Origin of the sequence: Streptomyces sp. WM6378 (genome assembly GCF_001279695.1) — a bacterium.
GTDB lineage: Bacteria > Actinomycetota > Actinomycetes > Streptomycetales > Streptomycetaceae > Streptomyces.
This window is the reverse complement of record NZ_LGDD01000263.1, coordinates 1-227: the sequence shown is the minus strand read 5'-3', so window position 1 is coordinate 227 and position 227 is coordinate 1. Positions and strand designations below refer to the sequence as shown.

Below are 227 nucleotides of genomic sequence, written 5' to 3'. Positions count from 1 at the left end.
GGGGGGACCGTACCAACGATCTCTGTGGGCGGGGCTTCCGGCCGCGGGCAGTTCGGCGTACCGGGAACCCCCGGCCGGGAAAGCGCTTCACCTCACCGGCGTGGGGGACCCCGGACCCCCACGCCGGGAAGCGCTTCACCTCACCGGAGTGAAGTCCCTCGCCCCGATGAACTCCGGTCGGCGGATCGGGGCCGCGAACGGCTCCTGCGCCGCGTTCTCCACGCTGT

1 pseudogene is annotated in these 227 nt (G+C 72.7%); it reads right to left on the bottom strand.

Annotated elements, in window-relative coordinates:
• Positions 1-135: 135 nt before the first annotated feature.
• Positions 136-227, bottom strand: a pseudogene (locus tag ADK54_RS44985) (ectoine hydroxylase); the annotation flags it as partial.